This is a genomic window from Arthrobacter sp. GW822-FHT05G07 (assembly GCF_058799755.1).
On sequence record NZ_JBXALT010000003.1, the window covers coordinates 204,895 to 227,220 of the forward strand.

The following is a 22,326-nucleotide window of genomic DNA, read 5'->3' on the forward strand; positions in this document are numbered from 1 at the left end:
CAATGAATTTGCCCGTGAATCGGGTATCGATACCGCTACAAAATGGTGATACAAACGTCGAAGGCCTTGCTCCGGAGACCAAGGCCTTCGACGTTTGGTGGTTGTCAGGCGAACATGGAGTTCAGGGTGTTGATAACAGTGGCTTCTACGCCCGTTGTTCCGCCCCGGAAGTGACCGATGTGTCCGTAAACGGTCATCGAGCCACCCGCGATCCCCGGATGGTCCGGGTCCCAGCCTCCCTCATAGCTGCCCCCGGAAGAATAAGGCGGCAGGAACTGCGCACTGGGTACGTAGTAGCACGACTCGTTTCCGTACCCACCAACGATCACTCCGTTTGCGCCGCCGAACCTTGCCCGGAAGTATGCGGCGTAACCGCTTACCAACTCGCCACCGACGATTCCAATCCTCAGTTGCGGGCTGCCCCCGAACTTCCACACTTGGAAGGGACAAGCGACCGAGGTTTCGTAACTGCCGCTGTCAATTCGACCGATCATGACTTGGGCGTGGCGTCCGTACCAGGCGGGATTACCGTCCAGGTTGGGGAGCCGTGACACGTAGGCGGCGCGGACAGCTGCCATGTTCCCGGCAGTGGGAGTGATGTCCAGGGGGATCTGGACCTCCTGGTAGCTGGTCTGGAGGGGGCTGCCGATGGACCTTCCGGGTGTCTGCATGGCAACGTCAACAGCAGCGCCGAGCTTAGTGGCGTACTCGTCCCTCAACTCCCAGCTGGGCACTCCCATGGGGTTCTGGTCTCCGGCTGCTCCTTGAAGGAACAAGGCGAAACATTCGGGGTTGGTGTTTTCGATGTAGTTACAGGCTCCGGCGGGAAAATCGCCGTCGAAAAGTGTGCGCATGCCGGCCGCGACCGGGTGGCATGCGTAGTTGAATATCACCGCTGCGGCGTTCCCGTTTGGCTTGCGCGCCACAATGACCGGCACGGTGTTCTCAAGGTAAGGAAGGCCCACCCTGTTGTACGCGATGCTGGCCGTTGTGACCTTGTAATCCAACGTGACAGCTGTCTGCGATGCGTTGAGCGCTTCGCTTGCAGCATCCACGAGGTCGTTCTCCAAGTGCTGGCTGTAGGTCTCCACCATGGACAAGTCCGACAACCCGTAGCACATGAACGGGTGGAGGGTGTCGACGACGGCCGGCCCATTGTGCGTGTGCGTGGACTGGATCAGAATGTCGCCGTTGGACCATCCCGCCAGCGCCAATATCCGCTCCCGGGCACGCTGGTGTATTGACCGGGGCAGGGCAAGAATGTCCACGCTCATGATCAGATTGGGTGAGCCATTTTCCCACAGCACGATGGCCCTGACCCACAGCGATTCGTAGGGTGCACTGCTTGTAGCCTCCCGGCCGCCGTCGAGGGTCCCGTACCCCGCCATATAGGGATTGACATCCAGGGGCGGCGAAATGCTGACCTTGGCCGTTGAAACGGTAAACGCCATGAAAGATCACTCCTTGATTGTGCGCATTGGTGACCTTCGCTTGCCCCCAAACAAAGCCCGTTTCCCGAATGCGCTGAACAGCCAATACGTGAGACCACCTTCATTAGATCACGCAATCCCGCGATTTAGACCTGTCTCCGGCCTAAACATTGTTTGTTTCCTTTACGTAATTTTGCCGAATACGAAAAGGGCCCGCACCCTCCTTTTCAGAGTGTGCAGGCCCTATTTTCGGGAGCCGGCGCCCGCTTGGTCTAACTTGCGGCGGGGGCGAGGATTCTTAGCCCGCCCCAGTCGATGCCGATTCTGGTGGGTGTGCCCCAGCTTCGATTCTGTCCAACCGGGTAATAACGCAGATCGCCACCGGTCGTCCGCGCCAGGATCCCGCTTGAGCCGGCTCCAGCGAATCCACGGATGGCTCCGAAGCTGTTGATCACGTTCCAACCGACACCTACGGTGTCGGGCGCTTCCTGAATCAGTGTTCCGCTGCCGGTTGACCGGTAGAGCACCAAATCGCCGGCGGCATTCTTCGCCAGGAGATCCATGTTGGTGTCCTTGTCGAAGTCCATCTGGAGGATGGCCAATCCGGCCCAACCGACGCCAATCTGAACACGCGCGCCCAATCCCGTGCCGGACGGGTTACTGATGTGGAACAAGCGGCCTGAGGGGTCGTATCCAACGATGCTCGGACGGGCGTCGGACTTCTTCCACGAACCGACAGTGAGCGTCCAGTCTTTCCAACCGGTACCGAGGCTGATGGGCGCCCCGTAGCCTCGGCCTTTGAATCCCGGATACATGCTGAGCCGCCCATCGGTCCACTGAGCCAGGATGTCCAAGGTGCCGTCGTTGTTCCAGTCGGCGAGGAAGCCGGCCTTCAGCCCGGTCCACTGCGTGCCGATAAGTTCAGCAGGCAACAAGGAGGTTGAACCTGACCCGGGGTAGCGATACATGTTGCCGTCTTGACGCGTGGCCACCACATCTTGAGCGTCCACGCCGAGCGTGGCCTCAACGTTGACCGGAGCGCCGCTGATCACGTTCGCATCATTCCATCCCACTCCGATGAGGAAGCGGTTGCCCCACGACCCGGACACTGCCGGGTAGTAGTACAGGTCACCGTTGGCGGTCCGGGCTTGGAGCCCCTGCGAACCAGCGCCATTGAACCCGGCCGATGAGCTCACCGACGTCATGGCGGACCAGCCGTTTCCGATTACCCGGCTCGGTTCGGAGAGGAACGATCCCACCCCGTTGGAGCGGTACAGACGCATGATGCCGTCATTTGTCCGGGAGACGATGTCCTGGTTGCCGTCCCCGTCGAAGTCCAGTTGGTTGAACTGGTGCCCTCCGAATCCGGTCCCGATCAGCACTCCTCCACCGAGGGCGCCTCCGGCCGCATTCACGTACCGGTACAGATTTCCTTTGCCGTCCTGGCCGATAACACCCGGATACGCGTCCCTGGAGTTCCACCACCCCGCGGTGAGCGACATCTCCTGCCACCCCGTTCCCACCAGAATGGGCGCAAGGAAACCGCCACCGGAAGCGCCCCGGAAAACCTGGAGCGAGCCGTCCTGCCACTGGGCGAGGATGTCCTGGACTCCGTCCTGGTTCCAGTCAACGACGTGGACGGACTGTGCAGTTCCCCAACCGGAACCAATGCCTACCGGTCCTGTGATGCGGCCCTGTCCGTCTGCCGGGAAATTGTCCAGACGTCCGGAGGGCATGGCAGCGAGCACGTCCGCCCCGGACCGGATGGAGGGGCTGGAGGGGCGGGGGACTCCTCTAGCGAATGTCCGAAGCTGGTCATAAGTGCCGTTGAAAATATTCGAGTCGCCTTCAAAGGGGCCCGTGCTGCTGTACTGCCACATGGTGTAATTGCCCCAACTGAGAGGCATGGCCCCGGGCGAGTTGGTTGGGTTGTTCCAATAGGACGCGATCCACAGCGGGTAGTTTCCGAAGGTGGAGTTCCCTACGCAGGTGTTCCACCAGTCGGTGGTGCTGTAGATCACCGGGAATCGACCCGTCAGTGCCTTGACAGTATTGCCGAAGTCGGCCGCCCATTGTCCGAGCTGCGCCTTGGACATGTCATAGCATGTGTTGCCGAAGTAGAACCCGTTGATGGTGCGTCCGGCGTAGGGGTTGTATTCGATGTCCAGGACGGGCGGGAGCGTGTAACCGTCGGCAGTCCATCCGCCACCGTTTGCCACGAAATACCTGGCCTGGTCCGCACCCGATGACCAGTTGGGGATAGCGAAGTGGTAGGCGCCCCGGACCATTCCTACGTCACGGGAGCCGTTGTACTGCTGTGTGTAGTTTTCATTGAGGTAGTAGTTGCCTTCGGACGCCTTGACGTAGGCCCATCGGGAACCTTGGTTCCATTGGGTTTGCCAGTTGACGTTGCCTTGGTGGGCGCTGACATCCTGACCCGCGATGCCGATAGTCGGGCGCCAGTGTCCCGGGTCAGCCGCCATGGGAACCACTGAATTCACTGCTCCGCCGATTGAACGGGCTCCCGACGGGGGCGAAACCGCACTCTGCTGCTTCGTCGCCATGACCCTTGGCGATCGCTGCCCCATTTCGGCGCCACCGGCCGGAATAGCGGCGCGCATGGCCGCTTTCATGGCGTCGGCGTTATTGGCGCTGCCAGGCATTGCCTGGGGTGTTGCGCGCTGCGCTTCGGGTTGTCCTGAGGCCGTTGATGTTGGCAACGGCGCCTCTAATGGTGAAGGTTCGACGGCGGGCGGCGGCTCTTGCTGACCGGGAACCGGTTCGATGGTCGGCAAATCGCTGCCGGAGGGCGCCGAACCCGAGCCGTCTCCGGCTGGTCGCGGACCCTGTGACGGCGTTGGTTCCCGGATCTCCGACTGCGGTGCCGGTTGCGGTCCGGACGTCTGCGCCCATGCAGGTGCTCCCAGGCTTGAACTTCCGATCAGGGCGATAGTAAGCGCCAGGCCTACACGTGCCAGTGGGATGCGGCGGACCGGGTCCATCGAAGTAGTTTTCATTTTCACATCCGGCCCTGTGCCGCGGCTTAGCGGCGCATGGTGTGGCTTGTGGACAAGCTCCGGGGCGGGCGCTTGCGCATGAGACCTTAGGCCAGCTCCTAACGGGCTTTACCCTAACATTCCGAAACTGGAGTGACTAGTGGGATTCAGGGTGCTGGCGTGACTGATGATGGGAAGTTATCCACATAGCGTTCGGAGTGACTTGAGGGTCCGAATTCGCTCGCCTAGCGTGAATGACTCGAGATACGCCTCTCGTTTACAGGCTCGTGATCAGGGGAGAGTTGTGGATGCTGTAAAAATCGTCGAGGGAGAAGTCCGGGAACTCATTCGGCGCCGCGGGCTGGATCCGCTGGAACAAGCCGGGGATGTCCGGCTTCTGGTAGAGGCGGCGGTCAACGATTACGACGAACGGGCACTTCTGGGTCCCCTTCCCTCTCTCGGACACCTCGAGACCGCGCGACAACACATCTTTGATGCCGTCGCAGGATTTGGGCCCCTGCAGCCGCTCCTGGATGATCCCGGAATCGAAGAGATATGGATCAATGCGCCGCACGAGATCTACGTGGCGCGCAACGGGGAATCCGAGCTGACGGCCATAAGTCTCAGCGAGCAGCAGGTACGCGATCTGGTTGAAAGAATGCTCAAGAGCTCGGGACGCCGGGTGGATCTCTCATCCCCTTTCGTGGATGCTGCCCTTCCGGACGGATCCAGGTTGCACGTAGCAATTCCTGACATCACCCGCAAGCACTGGGCTGTCAACATCAGGAAATTCATCGCGAAGGCAAGCCGCCTTGAGCACCTCGTCGAGCTTGGAAGCCTGACGCCCCAGGCTGCCAGGTTCCTCGGTGCGGCGGTAGCCAGCGGGCTCAACATTCTGGTGTCCGGAGCCACCCAAGCGGGAAAGACCACAATGTTGAATTGCTTGGCCGCCAGCATCGGTTCCCGTGAACGGGTCATCACGGTGGAGGAGATCTTTGAACTGAAGCTTCCGCTGCGCGACGTGGTGGGATTGCAGTGCCGTCAACCGAATCTCGAGGGTGAAGGCGACATTCCTTTGCGAAGGCTTGTCAAGGAAGCGCTTCGAATGCGTCCCGATCGCTTGATAGTGGGAGAAGTTCGCGAAGCGGAAAGCCTCGACATGCTCATTGCGCTGAACTCCGGGTTACCCGGGATGTGTACCGTGCACGCCAACTCTGCCCACGACGCCGTCACCAAGATCTGCACCCTCCCGCTCTTGGCAGGGGCCAATATATCGAGTGCTTTCGTAGTACCCACAGTGGCGTCGTGCATCGACCTCGTGGTGCACTGCGGTCGCCATTCAACCGGGCGCAGGCAGGTGACCGAGATCCTGTCGCTGGGACGCAGGGTGGAAAACGGGATCATTGAATCCTCGGGTGTCTTCGGCATGGTTGCAGGGCAGTTGCATCCCAGGGTCAACTCCATGCCGGCACCGGAAAAGTTTGCCCGCGCAGGCTTCGATGTGGCTGCCCTCTTGGAGTTGAACTGATGGCGGCACTGCTCGGGATCGTGTGTGGCTTAGGGGTGTTTCTCATGTGGTGGTCCACATGGGTCCAACCACCGGCTGAGCCCAAAAGAAAAAAGCCCCGACGCTTGGATCTTCTCCTGATGGCAGCAGGGATTGAGAAAGTCACCGGCACCGGACTCCTTGCCACGTGCGCCGGACTTGGACTGTTCGCACTGCTGGTTTTCTATGTTCTGACAGGATCGCCGCCGGTGGCCCTGTGTTTCGCAATCTTCGGTTCATGGATTCCCTTTGCAATTGTGCGCTGGCGGGCACGGAAGCGTAGGAACTCACTACGGCAGCTGTGGCCGGACATCGTGGACCACTTGCGTTCAGCTATTCGTGCAGGCCTTGCACTGCCAGAGGCGCTGATCCAGCTGGGACACAATGGCCCGGAAGAATTAAGGGAGTTGTTCTTGGACTTCGGGGCCGACTATAGAGCCGCCGGCAATTTTGAGGCTGCAGCGGACAAACTCAAGGAACGCCTGGCTGATCCGGTGGCCGACCGAATCATTGAGGCCCTGCGAATGACTCGTGAAGTGGGTGGCTCCGACCTCGGACGAATGCTGGGGACCCTGTCAGGGTTCCTGCGCGACAGCGCAAGGACGCGCAGTGAGCTTGAGGCCCGGCAGTCCTGGACCGTCAATGCTGCCCGGCTCGCTGTAGCTGCGCCCTGGATAGTTTTGGTGGTCATGGCAAGCAGGCCTGAAGCCATGCTGGCATTCAACTCAGGCATGGGCGCCTTGGTTTTGCTCGGAGGCCTGTTGATTTCAGTTTTCTGCTACTCCGTGATGCTCCGCGTCGGCGCCTTGCCGGAGGATGAGCGGGTTCTTCGATGACCACATCAACAGCCTTCGCCTTGCTGTGCGGCCTGCTTCTAGGAGCCGGGTGCTGGTTGATCGTGGTGCGCCTCCCGTTCATGCGGGGAACCAGATTCGCTGATCGGATCGAACCTCAACTGAAGTCGCAGAATCTTGAATCGCGCCTGCTCCGCACGCCAACACACAATCTCACTCCGTTTGGGCCCTTCGAACGAATTCTTCGCCCCATCATCCGCGACGCCCTTACTTCCATGTCCCGCTTCAACGTAGGCAACACGGCCTTGGCGAAGAAGCTTGCCCGTGCGGGTTCGAAAAAATCAACGTTGGATTTCCGGGCCGAACAGCTTCTGTGGGCCGGGGCCGCTTTCGTGCTCTCTATCGTCGTGGTGGTCGCCGGGGCAAGCGCCGGCCGGTTCAGTCCGGCCGTCTCATGTAGCTCAGTGATCGCCAGCGCGCTGGGCGGCTACCTGCTTCGGGACTATGCGTTGGGTCTGCGGATAAAGCGGAGGGAGTCACGGATGTTGTCCGAGTTTCCCAGCCTCGCGGAGTTGATGGCGCTCGCGGTCGCAGCAGGTGAGAGTGCCATGGGCGCCATGGACAGGGTGAGCCGCAGCTCGAATGGCGAGCTCTCCGCGGAGTTTGCCACGATCTTGGCGGATACCAGGTCTGGGAAGCCGCTGACGGAAGCGCTTCAGGCATTCTCATCGAGGTCGGAACTTCCGCCCTTGGTCAGGTTCATCGACGGCCTGATGGTTGCTGTTGAACGCGGGACACCGTTGGCAGACGTCCTCCGGGCGCAAGCAGCGGACGTCCGTGACGCCGCAAAGCGGGACCTCATGGAGTCAGCAGGCCGAAAAGAAATTGCCATGATGGTCCCGCTTGTCTTCGGCGTGCTCCCGCTGACCGTAATCTTCGCTGCTTTTCCTGCCATTGCGGCTTTGGAGATGAGCCTATAGAGCGCCACCCATGATCCGCCCCAGCTATCCACTCAACTAACCACGCTAAGTCAGCAACGTCTCGAAATACACTGAGGAAGACCATGAAACGAAGTGCAAGCAAACTGTCCGTTATCTCAATCCTGCTCCTCTGCTCATGGTGGTTGTTCGTGGCGATTGCCCACAGGACGACACACCCCAGGGAAGACCACGAGCGCGGTGACGTACCTGGGTGGGTGATGATCACACTGATGTCCGCGATCCTCGTGGCAGGACTTCTTGCCATCGCGACACCGGCATTGGGCGACCTTTTCAATCAAGCGATGAGCAAGGTGGGCAAGTAGGACGCGGGATGGACTACGACGGCGTCGTCGATGACTCTTCTCACTCAGTGCCCACGAATGCCGCACATGAGCGCGGGTCTGCTGCGGTGGACTTCGTCTTGGTTGGTGCCCTGCTGACCTTGTTTTTTATCTCGATAGTTCAACTCACGCTGGTGCTGCACGTTCGGAACACACTCGTCGATGCCGCCGCTTCCGGAGCGCGATACGGGGCCTTGTCGGATCGCACGTCTATGGATGCCCGTGCCAGGACCGCGGAGTTGATTGGCGCTGCGTTGAACGGTGATTTTGCCCGCGATGTCACTTCAACGGAAGTCACCATTGAGGGGGTCCGAACCTTGGAAGTGACAGTAAAGGCCCCTCTGCCGGTTTTTGGTCTGATCGGCCCCGGTAAATTGTTGGAGGTGACGGGACATGCTGATCTCCCAAGGTGACGCGCGAATGCCACCACTCGCCGCGGTGAAAAATGTGTTAAAAAGCAGGCTGCGCGATGCCCTGTGCTTGCCAGCGGGATGGGCTGGGAAGGTAGGGGATTGCCTTCCACCCCACGAAGCACAAAAGGGCAGCGCCGTGGTGGAATTTACCTTCCTGGCTTTGCTCCTCATGGTCCCGGTGGTCTATTTCGTAGTGACCGTTGGCCAGATTCAGGGCGGGTCGTTTGCCGTGGTGGGCGCTGCCGATCAAGCAGCTAAAGTCTTTGTGACCCAACGGGACCCGGTCATTGCAAGGACAGCAGCGGAGCGCAGCGTGCTTGTCGCTCTCAAGGATCACGGTTATTCGCCGGAGCAGGCCAGCATCGCCATCGAATGTGATCGCGGGAGTTGCTTGTCAGCAGGCGCAACGGTGACTGTCACTGTGCGCTTGGATGTTCCCTTACCCTTGATGCCCTTCGGGGACTCCCTGCAGTTGAACGCAAGCCGACTCAGTGCGTCGGCATCGCAGGTTGTAGGGCGTTACCAATGACAGTAGTTTCATCGAGAAGGCGGGAAGAAGGCCAGATAACGGTTCTCATCGTCGGGTTCGTGCTGTTATTACTCCTCCTGGCTTCGGTGGTCATGGCAGCGTCAGCTGTCTACCTGGAGCACAAGAAGTTGCTGTCTTTGGCTGACGGAGCGGCGCTCGCGGCCGCGGACTCCTACACGGTGGCGCATATCGGCGGAAGCTACGTTCCTTCCACATCGCTGGTGGATGCGACAGTGATCGCCTCAGCCGGCTCCTACCTTGATGCAAGTAACGCCTTTTCCAGGCATGACCACCTGGCTGTTGGAGCGGGTACGGGCAGCGAGCCGGGCGGTACGGCGGTAGTAGTACTCACCGCAGTGGCGCATCCGCCCGTGATCAGCTTTCTACTGCCGGAGGGGATTCTCATTGAAGCGAGGTCAACGGCCCGATCCCGGCTGACTCAGTAATAGGCGGACCCGGTAATGAGAGGTCCCGGTCATGAGATGTCGCGCGGGCACGGGCACAGAGTGGGGGAGCCACCGGGGAGTGCAACGGATAGCGTACGCTGGGATGATCATGGCTGAAATTGATTTTCCCGCGGAAATCCGCGCACTTCGAGCAACGTACAGCTCAATCGAGAACGTCACCGATGTTGATGCACTCAAGACTGAGATCGCTGAACTGAGCGAGCAGGCCGGGGCTCCGGACCTCTGGGATGATCCTGCTTCTGCCCAGGTGATCACTTCAAGGTTGTCGCACCGGCAGTCCGAAGTTGAGCGCCTTTCCAAGCTCGCATCCCGGATTGACGACCTCGAAGTTCTGGTTGAACTGGGCCAGGATGAGGGCGATGAGGACTCGATGGCGGAAGCGGCCAAAGAACTTTCGTCCATTCGCAAGGCGCTTGCGGAGCTGGAGATAACAACGCTGTTGTCGGGCGAGTACGACGAACGCGAAGCCGTAGTTACCATCAGGGCAGGAGCCGGTGGCGTGGACGCTGCCGATTTCGCGGAGATGCTGATGAGGATGTATTTGCGTTGGGCTGAACGCCATGGCTACCCGACCACGGTGATGGACACATCCTATGCCGAGGAAGCCGGCCTGAAATCCGCCACCTTCGAAGTCAAGGCACCCTACGCCTTCGGCACGTTGAGTGTTGAAGCCGGAACGCACCGGCTGGTCCGCATCAGTCCTTTCGATAACCAGGGGCGCCGTCAGACATCCTTCGCCGCGGTGGAGGTCATCCCTTTGATCGAGCAGACGGACTCCATTGAGATCCCGGACAACGAAATCCGCGTTGACGTCTTCCGTTCCTCGGGTCCGGGCGGCCAGTCCGTCAACACCACAGACTCCGCTGTGAGGCTGACGCACATCCCTACGGGCATTGTGGTTTCGATGCAGAATGAGAAATCGCAGCTTCAGAACCGTGCAGCCGCCATGCGTGTGCTCCAGTCCCGGTTGCTTCTGGTGAAGAAGGAACAGCAAGACGCGGAAAAGAAGGCGTTGGCCGGAGACGTTAAGGCGTCCTGGGGTGACCAGATGCGTTCCTACGTCCTCAATCCATACCAAATGGTCAAGGACCTGCGGACGGAACACGAAGTGGGCAACACTTCGGCAGTGCTTGACGGGGATATCGATGACTTCATCGACGCCGGCATTCGCTGGCGTACCGGCAACCGCAACGCAGCGGCCAACTAGCACCCGGGCATTGTGGCCCGGGTCACGTGAGAGTTCGGATTCCGCGACACGCCCCTGAAAGCCGCGGAGTAGCGGCTGGCCCGTGCGTATAGTCGAGTGGCCGGTGCTCTCACTTCCCCCATCGAAAGCCCGCGCTCCGGCTGTTGGACTGGGCGACTATGTCATGTCCGGCGGGGTTCTAAGGGCCATGATCAGATTTGAGAATGTCACCAAGGTCTATGAGCAGAATGCCCGACCGGCGCTCGATTCTGTGAGCCTTGAGATCAACCGCGGCGAGTTCACCTTCTTGGTGGGCGCTTCAGGGTCAGGCAAGTCCACGTTCCTGCGGTTGATCCTTAAAGAGGACAAAGCCTCGTCCGGGTCCGTGTACGTCGCCGGCCAGAACGTTGCGAACATTTCGAGCTGGCGCGTCCCTAAGCTGCGGCGCGGAATTGGCGTTGTCTTCCAGGACTTCCGGTTGCTCCCGCAGAAGAACGTCTTCGCTAACGTTGCTTTCGCTATGCAGGTGATCGGCAAGAGTCGCTCGATTATCCGGGAGACAGTGCCGGAAGTTCTGAAGACGGTCGGCCTGGAGGGCAAGGAACGTCGCATGCCCCATGAACTTTCCGGTGGCGAGCAGCAGCGCGTGGCGATCGCCCGCGCCGTCGTAAACCGCCCCGGCATTCTGCTGGCGGACGAACCGACCGGAAACCTGGACCCCATCACCTCGATGGGAATCATGGGAGTCCTGGACAAAATCAATCAGAACGGCACCACGGTAGTCATGGCAACCCACGACGACGACATTGTCAATGAAATGCGCCGCCGCGTGGTGGAACTCAAGAACGGCAAGGTCATTCGCGACGAAGCCAAGGCGCTTTACACATCGATGATCCCCGTGGTTGGCGAATCGCGCCGGCTGAGGGATGCCAGCGGCGAGGAACTCAACCGTGCGCAGGGGGCACAGCTGTGAGGCTTTTGTTTATCCTGGGGGAGATCGGCAGCGGCCTGCGCCGGAACCTCTCCATGGTGATCTCTGTGGTCCTGGTGACCTTTGTTTCGCTGACGTTCGTGGGTGCGGCAGGAATGCTGCAGATGCAGATCAACCAGATGAAGGGCTACTGGTACGACAAAGTCCAGGTAGCGGTCTTCCTCTGCAATGACGGTTCGACGGCGGTGGGGTGCGCTTCGGGGTCGGCCACCAAGGAACAGCAGGCGAACCTTCAGGCCATGCTCGAGTCCCCGGCAATCAAGCCGTACATCAACGATTTCCAGTTCGAGTCGCAAGCTGAGGCGTACACCCACTTCAAAGAGCAGTTCTCCAACTCACCGATAGTGGATTCGGTATCTGAAGACCAGTTGCCGGCCTCCTTCCGGATCAACATGAAGAACCCCGAAAAGTACGAAATCATCAGCGAAACGTTTTCCTCTCAACCGGGTGTTGAGACAGTCAGTGACCAACGGCAGGTGCTCGAACGCATCTTTTCCTGGATGAACGGGGCATCGGTTGCTGCCATGGGCGTGGCGGCGGTGATGATTTTCTGCGCGGTCTTGTTGATCACCACCACCATCCGGCTGTCGGCGTTCAGCCGACGGCGGGAGACAGGGATCATGCGACTCGTGGGCGCGTCAAAGACGGTCATCCAATTGCCGTTCATCCTGGAAGGTGTCATTGCTGCCGTAGTAGGAGCACTGCTGGCTTCCATCACGCTCTGGCTCATGGCGCACTTCTGGCTCAACGGCGACCTGTCGAGGCAGTTCCTCAATACCCCGTTCATCTCCTCCACCCAGGTCCTGGTGATCGCGCCGGTGCTCATTGCGCTTGGCGCGGGCTTGGCCGGCATATCTTCCCTTTTGACGCTCCGGCGTTACCTGAAGGTCTAGCCGTGAACGCCCTGACTCAACAATCAACAATGCTGACAAGCGAAAAGGACTCCTGATGACCACGTTGGACCCGAACCCCCTGCGCCGACGCCTTGCGTCGGGTCATGCTCGGTTTGTGGGAGCGGTTCTTGCTGTGGGCCTGGCTGTCAGCCTCCTGTCCGGCGCTCCAACTGCTCAGGCGGACAGCCTCGAGGACCAGCAGGCTGCGTTGGAAGCTGAAGCGGCCCGTGTCCAGGCTTCACTCGAATTTGTTGACTCAAACATCGCAAAGGCTGCCGGTGACCTGGTGATCTACCAGGGTCGCCTTCCCGGCGCACAGCAGGCCCTGCTTGAGGCACAGGGCCGGGTGGCGAGTGCGGTCAAGGAAGTCGAGGCACTTGCTGCCAGGGTTGAGCTTGCCCAGCAGAACAAGGCCAAGATTACGGAGCAGTTGGAGAGTGATAAGCAGAAGATCACTGACACCAAGAAGTTGATCGGGCAGATTGCCTCCCAGGCGTACAAATCCGGAGGCGTCCCCACGAATATCGCGCTTTTATTCGGGTCCAGCGAATCCGGCAGCCTGACCGAGTCCATGGATTTGGCTGACCAAGCCATGCGCAGCCAAAACGCGGCGATGACCAAACTCACCCAGCAGAACGCCACCAACGTGAACTCCCAGGCGAGGCTCGTTGCCGTCGAGGAAGAAATCCAAGACCTGAAGGCCAAGGCGGACGCTGCACTTGACCGGGAAAAGTCGGCAAGGGACGAGGCGGCGAGCAAGAAGGCCGAAGTAGACAAGTTGATCGAGGACACCACCCGCCTCAACGGACAACTTCAGGCAGCCAAACCGGGCATCGAAGCCAATCTCGCCCGCGTGAAGGCCGAACAAAATACGGTGGCCGCCGAGATCGTGGAGCGTGACCGGAAGCTGAGGGAAGCATGGGAAGCGGAACAGCGCCGGGTTGCTGAAGAGGCTGCGGCCGCGGCTGCTGCTGCAGCAGCAGCGCAAGGTAGGCCTGCACCTCCGGAACCGCCATATTCCCCTCCGCCGGCTGGTTCGCCGTCGGCGTTCGGCCTTCGGCACCCCTTCGCAAGTGCTGTCCCCATCACCTCCGGATTTGGCTGGCGTGCAACGCCACCAGGCACCATTGATTTCTATGGCACCGGTGGTTACATGCACACCGGCATCGACTTCGGTGCGGCGTGTGGCACGCCCGTCTACGCAGCGGCGGCGGGCGAGGTCTTCAACTCGGGCTGGAACTCGGCCGACGGCGGCGGATGGCGGGTAAAACTGTCCCATGGTGTGGTGCAAGGCAACTCGCTGACCACCATCTATTACCACAACAGCAGCATTGTCGTAGCCAACGGCCAGCAAGTATCGGCGGGGCAACTCATCGCATACTCGGGCAGCACGGGTAACTCGACAGGTTGCCACGCGCACTTCGAAACCTGGCTCAACAGTGCCGCAGTGGACCCCATGACCCTCCTCTAGCGTGCGGTTGGCGCGCGGAGGCTCCGCCGCGCTGGCGTACACTAGTTGAAATCCGCATCTAACAAGGAGTTCTACCGTGCCCAAGGAAAGTGGCCGTAAGGTAGTGGCCACCAATCGGAAGGCCCGGCACAACTACCATGTCCTGGACACCTATGAGGCAGGCATTGCCCTCATGGGAACAGAGGTGAAGTCCCTCCGTGAAGGTCATGCCTCCATGGTTGATGGCTTCTGTACCTTCTACAACGACGAACTCTGGATGGAGGGCATCCACATCCCTGAATATCATCAGGGGAGCTGGACCAACCATGCCGCGCGGCGCCGTCGTAAACTCCTGCTGCACCGCGATGAACTGGACAAGATCTCGCAGAAAATTCGCGAGTCCGGATTCACCGTGGTGCCTCTCCAGCTCTACTTCCTGGATGGCCGGGCCAAGGTGGAAATCGCCATCGCCCGCGGTAAGAAGGATTACGACAAGCGCCAGACACTCCGTGAGCAGCAGGACAAGCGTGAGTCCCTGCGCGAGTTGCGGGAACGCAACCGACGCTAGGCAGCGCGTGTCCGGGAATGATCCGCCGGTTGAATGCGTTATGATGAGTAGTCCGACAGGAGTTTAAGAACTCTTGCCGGGTTTGGTAACAAAATACGGGGATGATCGGTTTCGACGATGTTAGTCGCGACAGGTGAAGCGGGCCGAGGATGCAGAATTATCTCGTAAACGCTGTCTGCAAACCAATAAGTGCCGAATCTAAGCGCACTGACTTCGCTCTCGCTGCCTAAGCAGTAAGACAGTCCGTCAGCCCGGGGTTGCTATCGCCCCGGTTCCTGGCGTCATTTAGATAGCCACTGCTGTTTGCCTTCGTCATTGAGGTAAACGGGACTCTTAGATGACTGGGCCCGGATCAGCCACCTGTTCGCAGGATGGCTGGGGCCGAGAAAATCCGACGCGAACTGCGCCCGGAGAAGCCCTGACAAAACGACATCGGACGGGGGTTCAATTCCCCCCATCTCCACCCCGGAAAGCCCTCGGATCCTCGTGATCCGGGGGTTTTCTTTTGCCGAATGCACCGTGCGTTCACCTACGGCGTAGCGTGTTCAGGACTACCGGCACCTGCTTGGCAGTTGTACTGGTTGGGCGCTTTGCCGAAGGATCGCGGTTAAGCGTGGCTGGGCGTTGGCAGGAGGCACGTGATGAGCACAAATCCGGCATTCGAAGAGCAATCCGCAGACGACCATGAAGCCTTGGATGCGTACTCCCGGATCGTCATACGCGTTGCTGAATCAGTGACGCCCCACGTTGCCGCGATCGAGATGACAAGTACTGACCGCCGTGGCCGGGTCCGTGGGGGAAGCGGCTCCGCGGTGGTCTTCACCGCCGACGGATATATGCTGACCAACGCGCATGTAGTGGCGGGCATCCAGTCCGGCCGGGCCGTATTCGCTGATGGCAAGCACACTGATGTGGAGCTGGTGGGAGCAGATCCACTCTCCGACCTCGCAGTGGTCCGTGGCCTGAAGCCCACCCCGCCGCCGGCATTGCTGGGCAATGCCGACACGTTGCGGGTAGGCCAATTGGTGATTGCCGTGGGGAATCCGCTGGGCCTGGCCGGTTCGGTGACCGCTGGCGTAGTGAGCGGATTGGGGCGGTCCATTCCCGTGAGGGCGGGGGAGCACAGGCGTGTGATCGAGGATGTCATCCAAACCGACGCCGCCCTGAATCCGGGAAACTCCGGGGGTGCATTGGCCGACACAAGGGGACGCATCGTGGGCATCAACACCGCCGTTGCCGGCCTCGGGCTGGGACTGGCAGTACCAATCAACACCACGACACAACGGATCATCGCGTCGTTGCTGAGGGACGGCCGCGTTCGCCGCGCTTACCTTGGCTTGGTCAGCACTCCGATACCCCTCGACGCGAGTGCGGTGGTTCGGACCGGCCAGAAGGAGGGTCTGCGGGTGGTGGAGGTCATTCCGGGCTCGCCTGCGGAGTTGTCCGGACTTCAACCGGGGGACGTGGTGTTGCGTGCGCAGGACCGTGCGGTTTCCAGCGCTGAAAGCCTGCAGAAGTTGCTGTTTGCCGAGGCTATCGGCGAGCCTTTCCCCTTGACGGTGCTCCGCGAAGGCAAGGCCCTGAAGATCACAGCCGTGCCATCCGAAATGAGTCAGCCGGCCTAGGTGTTTGCCGGCTGAGGCTCCCTGTCTAGCCTTGGTCCTCACGAACGTCCACCACGCCGATGAAACGGCTTCCGACGCCCTCGTATTCGCTGCGTACGTCGCCGAGGAAGAGTTCGGGAAGTTCGTTGTTTCGGTGGGTGCCGCAAAAGACGAAGGAGAAGTCCGGCCACCATTTCTTGGGGCGAACGGCTTCGGAGTAGCCGCACACAGCGCATGTCAGATGGACCCAGACGGGTCGCTTGCCGGTGCGGTTGGCCCGGGACTGTACCAGCCACGCCGGGGGGTTGTCCTGCATCTCCCTGAGCTCGGCCTCTGAGAGGCGGGACGGAATGCCGTGGCGTTGGGCCATTTCCATCGAAATATCAAGGGCCAAGGCGGTATCACGTCTGCTAATCACCATTCAACGATACGGGACTTCCCCGGCGTAGGCTGTGCACATGACTGACGCAGCGGCCCTCCTGCCGAGAACTCCGCTCCAAAAGCGCGTACTTGTGGTGGCGATTGTGGCTTCGTTCATCGCGATCCTTGATGGATTTGTGGTGAATCTCGCACTTCCGGCGATCGGGCGTGAACTGGGTGGCGGCCTGGTCATTCAGCAATGGGTGGTGGACGCGTACTTGCTCACCTTGGGGGCGTTGATCCTGGTGGCCGGCTCATTATCCGACCATTTCGGCAGGGCAAGGATTCTTGAATGGGGCCTCGCCGGTTTCGCGCTGACCTCGGTCATGTGCGGGCTGGCATGGACCGGAGAAGTGCTGGTGGTTTCGCGGGCGCTCCAAGGGATCGCTGGCGCCCTCCTGGTTCCGAGTTCGCTTGCCATGATCATCTCGTCGTTCTCAGGCCCGGCGCAGTCGAAGGCCATTGGGCAATGGTCCGGCTGGACAAGCGCCGCGGCCATTGTGGGTCCGCTCATCGGTGGTGTGGCCGTGGATCTTCTGTCCTGGCGGGTCATCTTCTTCATCAACGTCATACCCGCGGTTGCCATTTGGCCCATGCTTGCCGGTCTCCGGGCGTCCGATGCCACGAGGGACAAGAGCAAGAGCATCGACTACCTGGGGGCTTTCCTGGCCATGGTGGGCCTGGGAGGACCGGTGTATGCCTTCATCGAACAGGGGAGGATGGGATGGAGCAGTGCCCAGGTGTGGGCTCCGCTTCTGGTGGGTGTAGTTGCCATGGTTCTGTTCCTGGTTCACGAGTCCAGGACTGCTGAACCCATGTTGCCGCTGAGACTTTTCAGTATCCGCAACTTTGCCTGGGGTAATCTCGCCACGCTGGCCATCTATGCCGCCATTTCCCTGGGCTTCTTCGTGTTGGGCATCTATCTGCAGCAAGTGGGCGGCATGGGCGCCACGGTGGCGGGTATGGCGCTGCTTCCCGGCACAGTCATCCTGATGCTGGGTGCATCGTACTTTGGCGGCCTCGCTGGCAAGTACGGGGCAAGATGGTTCATGACGATCGGCCCCTTATTGTGCGGGGCGGGGTTCCTGATGTCGCTGTCTGTTCAGGACCCGCTCAACTACTGGACGCAGGTGCTCCCGGGGCAGATTGTCTTTGGCCTTGGCCTGGCGACGTTGGTGGCGCCCCTGACGGCCGCCATCCTGGGCGCTGTCCCTTCGGAGGAAGCCGGGATTGGTTCGGCCGTGAACAACGCCGTGGCCCGTATTGCGGGCCTGATCTCCATCGCCTTTGCCGGGGTGATTGTGGGGCCGGTTTTCACCAGGGACGGTCTCTACAACGCCTTGCTGGTGACAGCAGGCCTGTTCCTGTTCGGGGCGGTGGCGTCCGCCGTCGGAATCCGGAACCCGGTACAGGAAGTCGCGACCACCACTCTCAGCGAACCTGATACAGCCTCCGACGACGGCGGTGCGGCCGGGCAGCGCGGCTGACCTCTGAGGCGCCCCGGCTTAACGGGCCGGAAGAACGCACCCTTCGTGCGTCTCGGAGCTCTGGACCCAGAGGGCCGAGGTGACTTCGTCCGCGAGGTCGAACTCGCGGCCTTTTGCGCCGCTGCCGATGCGCACTACCAAGGCTCCGCCGAAGGGTTTACGGCCCACGACTTCGATCGGTGCGTCCAGGGATATCTCCTCCGAGGCAAGGTAGCGCAGGAGGTCCGGATTTTCGTCGCTGATTCGTGTGATGCGGCCCGAGTGGCCCTGGTCCAGTTCGATCATCCGGTAGGCGTGCGGCAACTCGACTGAACCATCGGACGACGGAATAGGGTCGCCGTGCGGGTCCCGGACAGGATGGCCAAGCTTGGCAGACATACGCTCTATGAACGTATCGGACACCGCATGTTCCAACATTTCGGCTTCGTCATGGACTTCGTCCCAGCTGTAGCCGAGTTCCTCCACCAGGTACGTCTCAATGAGCCGGTGCCGGCGAACCATGGAGAGGGCGAGCCGCATACCTTGAGGGGTCAGCCTGATGGCGCTATAGGGTTGGTGATCAACCAAGCCCTGGTCCTTGAGCTTGCGTACCATCTCGGACACCGAGGAATTGGCCACCCCCAAGCGCTGGGCGAGCTGGGAGGACGTAATTGGTTTGTCCTGCCACTCCGTGTAGGAGTAGATGACCTTGACGTAGTCCTCAATCGAGGAGGAGGGCGTACTGGTCTTCACACCCTAAGCCTACCGTGGCGTCGTGCCCTGAATTTTGAATGCCCGCCAGGTTTGCGTCATGTAGGGCAACCCGATGCTTTCACCCGGGGCATGACCGAGGTGCTCGTGGAGGTACCACTCCAGGTTGTGCATGACCTTCGCCCGGGTGGCATCGTTGGCACGGAGATAGTAGCTGCGGGACTTGGTCAATTCCATGATGTCCTCCGGCGTCAGGGAATCCTCCCACCTGGTCAGGTGGGATTCCAGGCCTTCGAACTCCGGACCGACGACTGGCCGGAAACCGGGCTTGTGGACATCGCCTGCATGCATGATGCGTGAAAGGCGGTGAACCCAGGGAACCGAAGTGTCCAATTGATTCCAGATCAACCCCAGGACCCCGTGGGGCTGCAGGATCCGGGCGATCTCCGTGCTCGCTGCGAGGGGCTCGCACCAGTGCCAGGCCTGGGCAACGCTGACGACGTCGAATGCTGAGTCCGTCAGTCCGGTTGCCTCTGCCGTTCCCTCCAACGCGTTGACGTGGGGGTAGCTCTTTCGCAATTGCTCCAGCATGTCCGTGGAAGGATCGACGGCGGTGACGGCCAGTCCGCGTTCGATGAGGAGTGCCGTGAACTTGCCTGTGCCCGCACCGAGGTCGGCCGCGGACCGCGCCCCGGGAGGAACGAGCCAATCCAGAGAGTCCAGTGGATAGCCGGGGCGCACGCGGTCATAGTGTTCTCCGCCGTCCTGGAAGCTCTGGCCGAGTTCCCGCCGACGGGCAGCGTGGAGCTTGGGACCTCGCGGGCCAGCGGGTCCGGGAATGCCGGCCGCATCGTTTGCGGCGCCCGGGGAACGCAGGGACACGCAGAACTCCTTCACAGGGTGGCCAAAAGGTACCCTACGAATTTACCGCAGCGGCCGGGACGCCCGGTTCACTGTGTTCTTAGTCGACAGTGCAGGGAGCTGCGCCCGCAGTGCCCGGAGTGTTTGGCGCCCACTCGGGGTAGCTGCGGTGGTCATTGGCGGGAACCCAGCGGCCCTCGTCCACCACGTAGTCCCAGCCCAGTCCGTCGCGCTTGAGCCCTTGGATGCCTGCTAGCAGCCTGGTGGCGTCCTCCAACCGGGAGCCGACGCCGAAGCTGGCGCGCAAAGAGCCTGAGGGAAGCCCGAGGCGCTTGAGGAGCGGGTGGGCGCAAAAGCGGCCATCTCGCAGGCCCACGCCGTGCTCCGCTGCCAGGTAAGCGGCCACCAATCCGGCGTCGAATCCTTCGACGGAGAAATTGACCACACCGATGGTGTCCAAGGAGTCAGTGAAGATCTTGTGGACTGTCACGCCGTCGATGGCCTCCAGGCCTTCCACCAAGTACGAGCGGATGGCAGCCTCGTGGGCGTGCCACGCGTCCTGGTCCAGGCCTGCGAGCACCTGGGTGGCGCGAGCGAGCGTTGCCGCTCCCAGCACGTTGGGGGAGCCGCCCTCGTGCCGTGCGGGGCCGGCCGCCCAGTTGACGGAGTCCAAACGGGCTTCACGGACCGCGCCGCCACCGGCCAGATGCGGAGTGCCGGCGTCGAGCCAGTCGGGACGGCCCACCACGACGCCGGCGCCGAAGGGAGCGTAGAGCTTGTGTCCGGAGAAGACAATGTAGTCGACGTCTGCTTCGGTGATATTGATCCGGCGGTGCGGAGCGAGCTGGGCGGCATCCACCACGATCCGCGCACCGTATTCGTGGGCCAGGGAAGCAAGTTCTGCGATGGGAAGAATTTCGCCGGTGACGTTGGAGGCTCCGGTCACCGCAAGCAGGCTGACACCGCCCTGAGCCAACTCTCCGCGGAGTTTGTCCAGTGTGGCGGACAGGGTGGGGGCCGCTACGACGCTGCGGTGCGGTACACCCTGCCATGGAAGCAGGTTGGCGTGGTGCTCGATATCCAGGTACAGGACCTCGCCTGCGGGCTTGCCGTCGATCTGCGGAAGGCACCCGGCCAGCAGGTTCAAGGAGTCCGTGGTGTTCCGGGTGAAGATGACAGAATCATCCGGCCGCCCACCGACGAAGTCACGGACGATGTTCCTGGAGTTCTCGTACACCGACGTGCTGATTTGGGAGGCGTAGCCTGCGCCGCGGTGGACACTCGCGTAGTAGGGAAGGACTTCGTTGAGGTACGCCGAGACGATGGTCAACGCCGGAGCCGATGCCCCGTAGTCGAGGTTTGCGTAGCGAACATGTCCGCCCTGAATCAGGGGCGCCTGCAACTCGGCGCCGGTAACAGCGGCCAGCGGCCGTGCAGCAGGGGCTGTTTCTGCTGTGGTTTCTGCGGCGAAGGACGGAATGATGTTTGAGTCGAACGTGACAGTGCTCATGGGACCTCACTCAAGAGGGACCCCCGGAGGGGATCCGCGCTTGCCGCATCCGTTCCGGACCGGCCGGGTCGTCACCCGGGGCACCCCACCGCGAATGGAGGGTTGCCGGCCAGCAAACCGGGGTTTAGCGCTGGCACTCGTGACCTGTAAAAAGGCTAGAGCACGTCCGGGGGCCCATCCAAAGCCGCTGCCGATTGTTAAGCCTTTTGTTACGCGGAAGGCAAAATGCCTGCTTCGTCGAATAAAAAACGGCGGAGACCCCCAAAAGGGGGCTGCCGCCGTCGAAAATTCCGTCGCCTACTGGTTGGACAAGGCGATGAAATGTTTAGAGAAGGTCGTCCAGGCCGGGGTTGAGCCGCTTGAGGACCTCGGAGTGAAGGATCGAGTTGGTAGCCAGTGCATTGCCGCCGAAAGGACCGTCTTCGCCTTCCAGGGACGTGAAACGGCCGCCGGCCTCAGTGACGATGGGGACGAGTGCTGCCATGTCATAAAGGTTCAGCTCAGGCTCGCAGGCGATGTCCACTGCGCCCTCGGCCACGAGACAGTACGACCAGAAGTCACCATAGGCACGCGTGCGCCAGACGTCTTCGGTGAGGTCCAGGAACTCGTCAAGGTTGCCCCGTTCCTTCCAGCCCGAAAGGCTTGAGTAGGACATGGAGGCGTCTGCCAGGCTGGAGACGTTGGAAACTTTGAGGCGGGTGGCCGAGGCGAGGGACCGCCCCATGTAGGCACCCATGTCCTTGGCAGCCCACCAGCGTTTGCCCAACGCGGGGGCGCTCACGACGCCCACGACGGGTTCGCCTTCGTCCACGAGGGCGATCAACGTTGCCCACACCGGAACACCCCGGACGAAGTTCTTGGTTCCGTCGATGGGGTCGATGATCCAGCGGCGCGAGCCGTGGCCGCTGCTGCCGAACTCCTCGCCCAGGACCGCATCACGTGGGCGCGAGCGGGACAGCTGACCGCGGATTGCTTCCTCAGCGGCCTTGTCAGCGTCAGTGACAGGCGTGAGGTCGGGCTTGGTTTCGATCTTGAGGTCCAGCGCTTTGAAGCGATCCATGGTCTGGGCATCGACTGAGTCAGCGAGGACATGGGCAAGGCGCAGGTCATCGTTGTACGTGGAAACGGGATGGGTCATGCCACCAAACTATCCTGAATCGTTCGCCTCAT

Annotated in this window: 21 protein-coding genes, 1 other RNA gene and 1 riboswitch; of the genes, 15 read left to right on the forward strand and 7 right to left on the reverse strand. The window is 61.1% G+C overall.

The window, feature by feature from the left end; translation table 11 throughout:
• Window positions 1-104: 104 nt before the first annotated feature.
• Window positions 105-1,451 (reverse strand): hypothetical protein, encoded by a 1,347-nt coding sequence (locus AC1RJY_RS06065; protein WP_011775324.1) that lies wholly within the window; start codon window positions 1,449-1,451, stop codon window positions 105-107.
• 251 nt (window positions 1,452-1,702) lie between these two features.
• A complete protein-coding gene (locus tag AC1RJY_RS06070) occupies window positions 1,703-4,453 on the reverse strand; it encodes a GH25 family lysozyme (protein WP_498601827.1) in 2,751 nt (916 codons plus the stop codon).
• A 277-nt stretch (window positions 4,454-4,730) separates the two neighbouring features.
• Here AC1RJY_RS06070 and AC1RJY_RS06075 point away from each other — a divergent pair, with 277 nt between their 5' ends.
• The 14 genes from AC1RJY_RS06075 to AC1RJY_RS06140 all read left to right on the forward strand — a co-directional run bounded on the left by AC1RJY_RS06075 (window position 4,731) and on the right by AC1RJY_RS06140 (window position 16,209).
• The gene (locus tag AC1RJY_RS06075; protein ID WP_043470439.1) at window positions 4,731-5,954 is read left to right on the forward strand and encodes a TadA family conjugal transfer-associated ATPase; all 1,224 of its coding nucleotides are present in this window, start codon (window positions 4,731-4,733) and stop codon (window positions 5,952-5,954) included.
• Window positions 5,954-6,808, forward strand: a complete 855-nt coding sequence (locus AC1RJY_RS06080; RefSeq protein ID WP_014922220.1) for a type II secretion system F family protein — start codon at window positions 5,954-5,956, stop codon at window positions 6,806-6,808. The genes AC1RJY_RS06075 and AC1RJY_RS06080 overlap by 1 nt, the downstream gene beginning before the upstream one ends.
• Window positions 6,805-7,746, forward strand: a complete 942-nt coding sequence (locus tag AC1RJY_RS06085; RefSeq protein WP_011775320.1) for a type II secretion system F family protein — start codon at window positions 6,805-6,807, stop codon at window positions 7,744-7,746. The genes AC1RJY_RS06080 and AC1RJY_RS06085 overlap by 4 nt, the downstream gene beginning before the upstream one ends.
• Before the next feature lie 83 nt (window positions 7,747-7,829).
• Complete coding sequence (locus AC1RJY_RS06090) at window positions 7,830-8,069, forward strand: hypothetical protein (protein WP_011775319.1); 240 nt, start codon at window positions 7,830-7,832, stop codon at window positions 8,067-8,069.
• Between the two features lie 8 nt (window positions 8,070-8,077).
• Window positions 8,078-8,500, forward strand: a complete 423-nt coding sequence (locus tag AC1RJY_RS06095) for a TadE family protein (RefSeq protein WP_011775318.1) — start codon at window positions 8,078-8,080, stop codon at window positions 8,498-8,500.
• Entirely contained in the window at window positions 8,481-9,029 is a 549-nt protein-coding gene (locus AC1RJY_RS06100) for a hypothetical protein (protein ID WP_498601830.1), read from the forward strand. Before AC1RJY_RS06095 ends, AC1RJY_RS06100 begins: the two co-directional genes overlap by 20 nt.
• Window positions 9,026-9,475 carry a pilus assembly protein TadG-related protein gene (locus tag AC1RJY_RS06105; protein ID WP_011775316.1) on the forward strand — a complete coding sequence of 150 codons (450 nt, stop codon included), beginning with the start codon at window positions 9,026-9,028 and terminating at the stop codon, window positions 9,473-9,475. The genes AC1RJY_RS06100 and AC1RJY_RS06105 overlap by 4 nt, the downstream gene beginning before the upstream one ends.
• 109 nt (window positions 9,476-9,584) lie before the next feature.
• A complete protein-coding gene (gene prfB / locus AC1RJY_RS06110) occupies window positions 9,585-10,703 on the forward strand; it encodes a peptide chain release factor 2 (protein ID WP_043471348.1) in 1,119 nt (372 codons plus the stop codon).
• A 187-nt stretch (window positions 10,704-10,890) separates the two neighbouring features.
• On the forward strand, window positions 10,891-11,655 hold the full coding sequence (gene ftsE, locus AC1RJY_RS06115; RefSeq protein WP_017198501.1) for a cell division ATP-binding protein FtsE: 765 nt from the start codon (window positions 10,891-10,893) through the stop codon (window positions 11,653-11,655).
• Window positions 11,652-12,566 carry a permease-like cell division protein FtsX gene (ftsX, locus tag AC1RJY_RS06120; RefSeq protein ID WP_014922213.1) on the forward strand — a complete coding sequence of 305 codons (915 nt, stop codon included), beginning with the start codon at window positions 11,652-11,654 and terminating at the stop codon, window positions 12,564-12,566. Before ftsE ends, ftsX begins: the two co-directional genes overlap by 4 nt.
• Window positions 12,567-12,621: 55 nt before the next feature.
• Entirely contained in the window at window positions 12,622-14,037 is a 1,416-nt protein-coding gene (locus tag AC1RJY_RS06125; protein WP_498601832.1) for a peptidoglycan DD-metalloendopeptidase family protein, read from the forward strand.
• A 76-nt stretch (window positions 14,038-14,113) separates the two neighbouring features.
• The gene (smpB, locus tag AC1RJY_RS06130) at window positions 14,114-14,584 is read left to right on the forward strand and encodes an SsrA-binding protein SmpB (protein WP_017198498.1); all 471 of its coding nucleotides are present in this window, start codon (window positions 14,114-14,116) and stop codon (window positions 14,582-14,584) included.
• 97 nt (window positions 14,585-14,681) lie between these two features.
• Window positions 14,682-15,050: a transfer-messenger RNA gene (gene ssrA / locus AC1RJY_RS06135) on the forward strand.
• Between the two features lie 175 nt (window positions 15,051-15,225).
• Complete coding sequence (locus AC1RJY_RS06140) at window positions 15,226-16,209, forward strand: S1C family serine protease (RefSeq protein WP_498601834.1); 984 nt, start codon at window positions 15,226-15,228, stop codon at window positions 16,207-16,209.
• A gap of 25 nt (window positions 16,210-16,234) precedes the next feature.
• Here AC1RJY_RS06140 and AC1RJY_RS06145 read toward each other — a convergent pair whose 3' ends face one another.
• Window positions 16,235-16,609 (reverse strand): hypothetical protein, encoded by a 375-nt coding sequence (locus AC1RJY_RS06145; protein WP_498601836.1) that lies wholly within the window; start codon window positions 16,607-16,609, stop codon window positions 16,235-16,237.
• Window positions 16,610-16,640: 31 nt separating this feature from the next.
• Between AC1RJY_RS06145 and AC1RJY_RS06150 the strand changes: the two genes are divergently transcribed.
• Entirely contained in the window at window positions 16,641-18,095 is a 1,455-nt protein-coding gene (locus AC1RJY_RS06150; protein WP_498601837.1) for an MFS transporter, read from the forward strand.
• A gap of 18 nt (window positions 18,096-18,113) precedes the next feature.
• Here AC1RJY_RS06150 and AC1RJY_RS06155 read toward each other — a convergent pair whose 3' ends face one another.
• From AC1RJY_RS06155 to hisN, 4 genes are all read right to left on the reverse strand, one after another.
• Window positions 18,114-18,827: a metal-dependent transcriptional regulator gene (locus AC1RJY_RS06155; RefSeq protein WP_498601839.1), complete on the reverse strand. Its 714-nt coding sequence runs from the start codon at window positions 18,825-18,827 to the stop codon at window positions 18,114-18,116.
• A 9-nt stretch (window positions 18,828-18,836) separates the two neighbouring features.
• The gene (locus AC1RJY_RS06160) at window positions 18,837-19,661 is read right to left on the reverse strand and encodes a class I SAM-dependent methyltransferase (protein ID WP_498601975.1); all 825 of its coding nucleotides are present in this window, start codon (window positions 19,659-19,661) and stop codon (window positions 18,837-18,839) included.
• A gap of 85 nt (window positions 19,662-19,746) precedes the next feature.
• Window positions 19,747-21,156 (reverse strand): aminotransferase class V-fold PLP-dependent enzyme, encoded by a 1,410-nt coding sequence (locus tag AC1RJY_RS06165; RefSeq protein WP_014922207.1) that lies wholly within the window; start codon window positions 21,154-21,156, stop codon window positions 19,747-19,749.
• Window positions 21,157-21,187: 31 nt separating this feature from the next.
• Window positions 21,188-21,301, reverse strand: a riboswitch (SAM riboswitch).
• 180 nt (window positions 21,302-21,481) lie between these two features.
• A complete protein-coding gene (gene hisN / locus AC1RJY_RS06170; protein WP_011775305.1) occupies window positions 21,482-22,294 on the reverse strand; it encodes a histidinol-phosphatase in 813 nt (270 codons plus the stop codon).
• Window positions 22,295-22,326: the final 32 nt, after the last annotated feature.